We start from the raw sequence: 7,939 nt of genomic DNA, 5'->3' as shown, positions 1-7,939 counted from the left end.
ATATTGTTTTCATATGGCTCATTGGCGTTCACAAAGAATAAAACACCATCATAAATACAAAGTTGCTCAAATATCCATTTTTTTAAAGTTAACAGGCTGATACTCACGCAAGGTGATAAATACAAAATTGTGCAATTCATTCAGGTTTCAGTGATATGAGTTTACCTGGAACATCTCCCTCTCGGTTATTGTTGTTTATTCCCACCCGCGCACTTAATATTTTCAAACTGATGCTTGATTAATACAGGCGACATCGATCGATTACCACCTTTTGATAGTCACAGGCTATCATGTGGTTATAATTGATCGTTTTTGACTATCCTTTGATTGTGTGTATAATGATCAAAATACACTGTTGTCGCGAGAATTCTATGTGTAAACAACACCATAGCGTCTGACTGAGATTGTTTATTTTCATCTGTAGCCGTTCTTTTTTTGCTCGTAAGTAATAGCCTGGTTTTTAATCCTGGGAAGGAAAATCACATGGATAAGTGCGCGTGCTGGCCCGAAAATGAGCCTCTTTCTGGAAAGGGGTTCATGGCTATTGCTGAGATAGCGGGCAGAGAAAATCTTTACTTTGTTAATCTTGATGAATTTCCATTTTATATATTTTTAATATGTCCTCAGGTTTTTAATTTAAAAAGGGGCATTGTTATCCCCTGCCAGGCGCTATATCCATTGCCGCTCTTATTATTGACCGAGTTTACCTCTGTATATGCCATATTCCCCTCAGACTGCAGGCCTGAGCGGGTTGCCGGTGAGATTAGGCAGGCACCTGACAACGGAGAAAAAAATATCCAATACTCCGAAACCCGTTTTCTCACGCCTTTTGAATTCAGGCTTCTGCACTTATTCATGCGGGCAGTCAGTATGAAAGATATCCCCTGCACCATTCTATGCACGGCCTGCGTATACCAGGAGCTATCAGAGAAAATGCAGCTCACGCACAAGGGAATGTCCGTTTACATGAAGCGGTGCGGGATATGAAAAACGACGTGATGCTGATTGTATTGACTGAAAACCACTGGTTATACACGGGGCTTGCTGCACTGCTGCCTGAAATGGACTCCCTCCGTGTCGGATTCAGTTCGCCATACCTGCCTCCGGAGGTCAGGGCTGCCGGGCGGGTCATCATCGCGGTGGACAGCCGGATTGTGCTCCGGGGGGAGTGGTCGGCCCTGAATACCCTTCATGCGCTTCGACCAGATGCCATCCTGGTCTGGCTGGCCTGCGAACAGAGCGGCAGGTTATGTCCGTTTGCAAATCAGAGATACCTCTGCGTTAGTCAGCGACAGGATATTACCTCGTTACGCCTGGCTTTACGTCAGTCAGGGCAATACTCACAGGGAAAATTTGCCCGTATCAAAAATATTAACCTGACACTCACCGAACGTCACATGCTGCCGTTTTTTTTGTCAGGGATGAGCATTCATCTGGTTTCCCGTATAACCGGAAAACCCTTAAAGACACTCTACGCACATCGAAAAAAAATTCTTGAGAAGACCGGAATGCGGCAACTGGCATTTCTACAGTTTGTGAATGAACGAAACCAGGGATTACCAGGCATTTTTGGCTTAGAGGGCGTTAATAAATAGAAAACAAATTTGAAGCGGCATGAGGATGCAAGAAGGAAGGGGGAGCCCCTCCCGATGCAAGCCTCCGTATCGCGCCGTGGAGTGGCCTCCAGAGAAACGGCAGCTGACGCATCACGGCATTGCAACTTACAACCCCCGTTCTCTGGAACTCACTTATTTGTACACAGCCGACGTCCGGACAGAACCGGCGTAATTTATGGAGTCATTTGTGAAGACATCATCCTTAGTTCCCGTGTCGCTGAGAATGCGATTATTTGCCTGGCTAAACATCGCCGTACAGGCAGCCTTTCCCCTGGCGGTCGCTTTTACGCCCGCGGTCGCCGGCACGGCCGGCAGTGACGGACGTTTTCTGCATGAGCAGGCAGTTTCAGCAATGCAGACCCGGGTGTACACCCTTGGTGAGGGGGAGAGCGTTTCGTCCGTTGCCAGAAAATACAATATGTCCGTAGATTCACTGCGTAAACTGAACCAGTTCCGCACTTTCGCTCACGGATTTGACCACCTGCAGGCGGGGGATGAGCTGGACGTTCCTGTGGCTCCGCTCCCGGAAGTTCGCTGGGATGATACGCCGTCAGGGGCGGTTTCAGACAAAAAGGAAAAGGAAGATGATGCGCAGACGAAAGTCGCCGGCTATGCCTCACAGGCCGGTAATTTCATCTCAGCCAGCACCAGAAGCGACGCGGCAGCGTCCATGGCGCGCGGGATGGCGAGCGGTGCTGCCAGTGGTGAAATTCAGCAGTGGCTGAGTCGTTTCGGTACGGCCCGAGTGCAGCTGGATGCGGATAAAAATTTCTCTCTGAAAAACTCACAACTTGACCTGCTTGTCCCGTTGTACGAACAAAAGGACAGGCTTGTTTTTTCTCAGGGCAGCATTCACCGCACCGATGACCGGACTCAGGCTAATCTTGGTGCCGGCGTCCGGCGCTTCTATGATGCATGGATGTTCGGTGCCAACAGCTTTCTCGATTACGACCTGTCCCGGGACCACGCCCGTGCCGGCGCCGGCCTTGAATACTGGCGAGACTTCCTGAAGCTGGGCTTTAACGGATATATCCCCCTGACCGGGTGGAAGGATTCCCCTGACCTGACCGATTACCAGGAGCGTCCGGCCAGAGGCTGGGATGTCAGGGCACAGTACTGGCTTCCGGCGCTGCCGCAGCTCGGCGGCAAGCTGACCTATGAGCAGTACTATGGCAAAGAAGTCGCCCTGTTCGGCATTGACAGTCGACAGCGTGACCCGCACGCCATTACGGCGGGGATTAACTATACGCCGGTGCCGCTGCTGACGTTCAGTGCAGAGCAGCGTCAGGGGGCCGGGTCAAACGCCGAAACACGCTTTGGCGTGGACATGAATTACCAGCTGGGTATGCCCTGGCAGCACCAGATTAATCCGGACGCGGTGGCTGCCATGCGCAGCCTGGCCGGTAGCAGATATGACCTGGTGGAGCGCAATAACAACATCGTGCTGGAGTACCGCAAGAAAGAGGTTATTCGCCTGAAGACGGCCGATCTGGTGACGGGGCATACCGGGGAGCAGAAGTCTCTGGGGGTATCCGTCAACAGCAAGTACGGTCTGGAGCGCATTGACTGGTCGGCTTCATTACTCATCGCCGCGGGAGGAAAAATCGTGCAGAGCGGAGAGGACTGGGCCGTGGTGATGCCGGTTTACCGGGCTGACGTCAACAGCTATACCGTGCAGGGTGTGGCGGTGGACAGAAAAGGAAACCGCTCAAATCAGGCTGAAACTCAGGTGACGGTGCAGGCGCCTCAGGTCAGCGCGGTGCAGAGTACGTTCACGCCCGCCACCTCTTCGCTGGCTGCGGACGGCAGGAGTGTGCAGGCTCTGACCCTGAGTCTGCGGGACGGGAATAACCAGGCGGTGGACATGGATGTGAAGGACATCAGCCTGAAAAACAGCACGCTGAAAAGCGCCACGGTATCGGCACTGACCCGAAAATCCGCGGGCGTGTACACCGTGACGGTGACGGCGGGCACGGATGTTGAGACGGTGACGTTAACACCGTCGGTAAGTGGCGTCACGCTCTCCCCGGCCGGAGTGACCATCAGCAGCACCACGCCGGATGCGGGACAGTCGGTGTTCACGGCGAGCCCGGAGACCATTGCGGCTGACAACGCGGCCACCTCTACGCTGACACTGGTTGCGAAGGACGCGCAGGGTAACGCCCTGACGGGGCTGAAGGACAGTCTGACATTCACGGTAAAAGACAGCGGTGGTCAGACACCGGCCAGCGGTATCATCACGGAAAGCGCCATCACGGAGAGCAGCACAGCGGGTACCTACACGGCTACCCTGAAGGGGACCACGGCGGGTCAATATACCGTGGTGCCGGAGTACAACGGTACCGCGATAGACAGTCTGAGTGCAACGGTGACGCTGACGGCCACCACGCCGGACCAGAGCCAGTCCCTCATCGCGCGGGACAAGGACACCTACGTCTCAGGCGACGACATCACCATCAAGGTGACGCTGAAGGACAGGAACGGCACGGCCCTGACGGGCGATGCGGGCCTGCTGACCACCTCCACGGTGACGGTGCCGAACGCAACGCTTAAAACGGACAGCAGCTGGAAGGACAACAGCGACGGAACCTACACGGCGACGTACACGGCAGGGACGATGAGCACAGACAATCAGGCATCGCTGAAGCTTGCCGGGTGGGACACGCCGCCGAAGTCTGAGAAGTATGCCATTACGCTGAGAGATGAGGCCCCCGCATCCATCAATACGCATGTCAATGCTTACACCTTTACACAGACCAGTGAAGAGGGGACATTCCCGACCACCGGCTTTACCGGGGCGACGTTCACCATCGTGCCGAAGGACAGCAAGAGCGCGACTGACTACACATGGAAATCCGACGCCAGCTGGGTATCAGTGGCCAGTGGAGTGGTGAAGTTCACCGGCACGGGGACGGGCAGTAAAGTGACCATCACCGGCACCCCGACCAGTGGTCAGGGGAAAATCATTAAGTACAGCTTCACGCTTAAGAGCTGGTTCATAAATAGCGGAGCTACAACTAATACCTGGGCTGAGGCAAACACGTACTGCTCATCGCAGTCAGGGTATAGTATGCCAACGGTTCTACAGATGACCGCCAGCAAACTAGGAACCGTTTCAAAACGCAGTGCGATAGGCCATCTGTGGAATGAGTGGGGTGACATGTCTTCGTATAGTAAAGGGTTCAGCTCAGCATTCTCCTGGACATCAGATGAGTATGACAGCACAGCGCACTACGTGGTTACGCTCGGCAATGGGAACGTGAACTACCGGGATAACGATAAACAATCCGCGGTAGTCAGGGATGTAGCCGTCGTGTGTCGTCAGGGTCTTTAGCATTTAGTCTTTAGTTTTTAACCTTTGGTTTTTATTTTTAATGATGATTTTTTATTCACCCCCGCGCTCCCGCGGGGGTGAATGAGGAGAATGAATGATGGAGATAAAGGAGAAGCTGGCGCTGAGCGCCCGTCCGGGCTGCCTGACGCTGCGGGCTCAGGTTGCGGATTTGCTCATAAAGCCGGCGGCACTGCTGAAGGTGTTTATTTCTGGCGCGGGGGGCGATGGCCTGCATCCCGGCCTGCGTGAACCACAACACCCACAATTGCTGAAAACCGATAATGGCTCTTAATTTGCAGGGAAAATGCTGGACAAATGGGTGTACGAAAGAGGGATCCGCATCGACTTCTCACGACCGGGAACGCCCACGGACAATGCGACCGTGGAGTCGTTCAACGGCAGGCTGCGGCAGGAGTGCCTGAACGAAAACTGGTTCATGTCGCTGGAGGATGCCCGGTGCAAAATCGAAGCCTGGCGCATATACTATAACCAGAGACGTCCTCATTCTGCGCTGGGCTGGATGACCCCGTCCGAATTTGCTGAAAAGTCTGCCGGTTGCCAGAACATGCAACCAACATGAAGCCGGTTATTCCTGATTATGACTGGAGCATATTCGGGGTCAGGGTCACTGCACAAAGGTCAGGTTGAATCATTTTACTTTGGCCATCCCCTGGTCGAAATGCGTCTGGTGAGCCGAGTCTTTGAAATTTAATGTCCTTCAGCAACACCAGAGGCTTCACTATCACAATCTTTTCAACAATGCCTTTGTTTTAATAATTCTAAACAAGATCAAGATATTGCCCTCTTATATAACTTGTAGCCTTTTTTATTTTGTAACGAACCCTTGCGCGTAACCAATCTGAACACTCCCAACTCTGATCGGTAAAAAAATCCTTAAACTTAATTTTAGCAATTTCTCTCTGAGTTAATCCATTATTATACAAGTCATAGAATGACAGATATTCTTGTGTATTTTTCATTGATTTTGTTGTTAAAGCGCAATTTTCTCCATATAAAAAACTAACAAGTCGCAAGTTATTAACTAAGCTTGATTTGTTTAATGAAAAGAACAAAAAATTTTCATTACTGGATAATGCATCCTCTGTTATTATTTGTACATAACCATTTTCATTATAATATTTTGTAATGACACCAATACCCTTTATTTCCAATGATTTATTAATTAATCTCAAGTCTATTTTTGAAGTGCCATAGATGTCATGCTCAGCACACTCTGCAACCTTTGCATAAAGTGTTCTTCTGCTAACTTTAGGACACCAAAAAACGTCTAATGGTGATGATGTATATGGATCAACAAAATTCACCAACCCCCATGATGCTGCAGCGTTATTTACTATTGCTTTTGAGTTTTTTTCTTGAGCCACTTTTAACTGCATTTCATTCCAGCACTCTCTATAGCTATCATTTCTTCTAAGAAATTCCCATGCAAAATCAGTATACATTTATTACTCCTTTTTTTATTCATCCCTTTAAGAATTTCTGATAAATATTTTTTTTAAATTTTCTCCCTTACATTTTAAATGGCTTTATTTATTATTCTAAATAATGGATTCATTTACTATTACTAATTTAGTTCTGATCTTGAGTTATGCAATAGATTTGACATTTTCAAGAGTGGTTTTAGGATTTTAAGATAGGACTTTTACACTATTAGATAAATTAATGTGAGAGGTATAAAGTATGATGTTTATTATAAGCGACTGTATTGATCGTGATTCAGGCAAGGCAGTTATAAAAAACATAAAAGGACAGGTGTGTGAAATTTACTCATGTTACGAAAGAGATATCATAAAAAAATTCATCTCTCGTAAACCATCAGCAGTAGTCATTAGTGATTTTTTTTTGCTTAGGGATAGCAATGCGTATGAAATATTATTTCATGCGAAAAAAAATAATAGATTACTCTTTATTGTTTCAGATCTTTCAACTTTTAGAGAGGAATATATTCCTGTCGATTACAAAATAATTGTCATAGGGAATAATACTTTGTCAGAGCTTTTGAAGGATAAAGTTAGTAATTTCCTTGTTAAACAAGAATTTAAAAATAAAATTTTAAGTTACAGCAGGACTGAAAGTGAAGTTATTAAATGCCTTTGTGAAGGGAAGAGTGTTAAAGATATTTGCAATCAACATTCCTTCATGGAAAAAACTTTGTCAACTCATATTGGTAATATCAAAAAAAATCAGGGCTTAGGAGTAAGCAGCAACTGTTTTATTTATACATAATACAAAAAAAGATAAATGATTTTTTACAAAAATCATGAAAATGAAGAGTGAAGTTAATGAGTGATGTCGCCTCTAAAATTTACAATAATAACCTTCAACGTTATGCATCGTATTTTCTAAAAAAATTACAGATCAAAAAGGATTTTTCTTCAACCATCTTGTATTTTTTACTTTTGAAAAAAAAATTGATGCGAACACTATAATTAAAATGCATATTATTTTATTTGCATCAAAACAACCAAGTAAGAATATGAATGAACTGTACAGAAAGAACGACACAAAGGATGACGGTTTATACTGGGTTATTTTATTTGTTTTTTTACAACCACACCACCTACATCTTGTGTCATTGATGTGAATAATCTTATTACAATGGTGGCAGCCTCTATAGTCATGCTTGAATACATGATAGTAATTTTCATAACTCTCTTTATTAATCATTTTATTATCCTCTAGAGAGAGATTGCATTCCAGTTGAATCAATACTATTCAAATTCTTATTTTTTAGCAGGGAGTATTTTCTTTTGTAAATTTTATACGTGATGGTAGTCACCTGCCCCCTGGTTTCGATAAAACCTTCAGTTAGTAATGTCGGTTGGTTTTTCTTCATATTTCCTGTTTCGCCAGTCCGTTGCGAATTCAGCTGGTGTCTGGTAATCCAGCGATGAATGGGGACGGCACTCGTTATAATCCTGCCGCCAGTCATTAATCGTTTTCCGGGCATGAAGAATATCGCTGAACC

At 47.1% G+C, this 7,939-nt stretch carries 6 protein-coding genes and 2 pseudogenes; 6 read left to right on the top strand and 2 right to left on the bottom strand.

Translation table 11 applies throughout. The features are described from left to right. The first annotated feature begins 483 nt into the window (after positions 1 to 483). The 5 genes and pseudogenes from WFK85_RS23195 to WFK85_RS23685 form a co-directional block, all read left to right on the top strand. Positions 484 to 987 carry a hypothetical protein gene (locus WFK85_RS23195; RefSeq protein WP_008458550.1) on the top strand — a complete coding sequence of 168 codons (504 nt, stop codon included), beginning with the start codon at positions 484 to 486 and terminating at the stop codon, positions 985 to 987. After that, positions 984 to 1,595 (top strand): transcriptional regulator, encoded by a 612-nt coding sequence (locus WFK85_RS23190; RefSeq protein WP_166996013.1) that lies wholly within the window; start codon positions 984 to 986, stop codon positions 1,593 to 1,595. The genes WFK85_RS23195 and WFK85_RS23190 overlap by 4 nt, the downstream gene beginning before the upstream one ends. A gap of 208 nt (positions 1,596 to 1,803) precedes the next feature. Further along, the gene (locus WFK85_RS23185) at positions 1,804 to 4,950 is read left to right on the top strand and encodes an inverse autotransporter beta domain-containing protein (RefSeq protein ID WP_336709899.1); all 3,147 of its coding nucleotides are present in this window, start codon (positions 1,804 to 1,806) and stop codon (positions 4,948 to 4,950) included. 259 nt (positions 4,951 to 5,209) lie between these two features. Further along, a pseudogene (locus WFK85_RS23180) lies at positions 5,210 to 5,530 on the top strand (integrase core domain-containing protein); the annotation flags it as partial. 45 nt (positions 5,531 to 5,575) lie between these two features. Continuing rightward, positions 5,576 to 5,662, top strand: a pseudogene (locus tag WFK85_RS23685) (IS6 family transposase); the annotation flags it as partial. Between the two features lie 67 nt (positions 5,663 to 5,729). Here WFK85_RS23685 and WFK85_RS23175 read toward each other — a convergent pair. Then, on the bottom strand, positions 5,730 to 6,413 hold the full coding sequence (locus WFK85_RS23175) for a transcriptional regulator domain-containing protein (protein ID WP_008458776.1): 684 nt from the start codon (positions 6,411 to 6,413) through the stop codon (positions 5,730 to 5,732). 238 nt (positions 6,414 to 6,651) lie between these two features. On the opposite strand from WFK85_RS23175, the gene WFK85_RS23170 reads away from it, so the two are divergent. Beyond that, a complete protein-coding gene (locus WFK85_RS23170; RefSeq protein WP_336709897.1) occupies positions 6,652 to 7,197 on the top strand; it encodes a LuxR C-terminal-related transcriptional regulator in 546 nt (181 codons plus the stop codon). Between the two features lie 578 nt (positions 7,198 to 7,775). Here WFK85_RS23170 and WFK85_RS23165 read toward each other — a convergent pair. Continuing rightward, a partial coding sequence (locus WFK85_RS23165) for an integrase core domain-containing protein (protein ID WP_166996017.1) occupies positions 7,776 to 7,939 on the bottom strand: 164 nt, incomplete at its 5' end.

Source organism: Cedecea sp. VD22 (assembly GCF_037150195.1).
Classification (GTDB): Bacteria; Pseudomonadota; Gammaproteobacteria; order Enterobacterales; family Enterobacteriaceae; genus Cedecea.
Note: the sequence above shows the minus strand (reverse complement) of the source record. Positions and strands in the feature narration are given on the sequence as shown.

Excerpts from the sequence above, each read along its gene's own strand:
- WFK85_RS23175 (WP_008458776.1), bottom strand. The coding sequence starts at position 6,413 with ATGTATACTGATTTTGCATGGGAATTTCTTAGAAGAAATGATAGCTAT.
- WFK85_RS23195 (WP_008458550.1), top strand. The coding sequence starts at position 484 with ATGGATAAGTGCGCGTGCTGGCCCGAAAATGAGCCTCTTTCTGGAAAG.
- WFK85_RS23170 (WP_336709897.1), top strand. The coding sequence starts at position 6,652 with ATGATGTTTATTATAAGCGACTGTATTGATCGTGATTCAGGCAAGGCA.
- WFK85_RS23190 (WP_166996013.1), top strand. The coding sequence starts at position 984 with ATGAAAAACGACGTGATGCTGATTGTATTGACTGAAAACCACTGGTTA.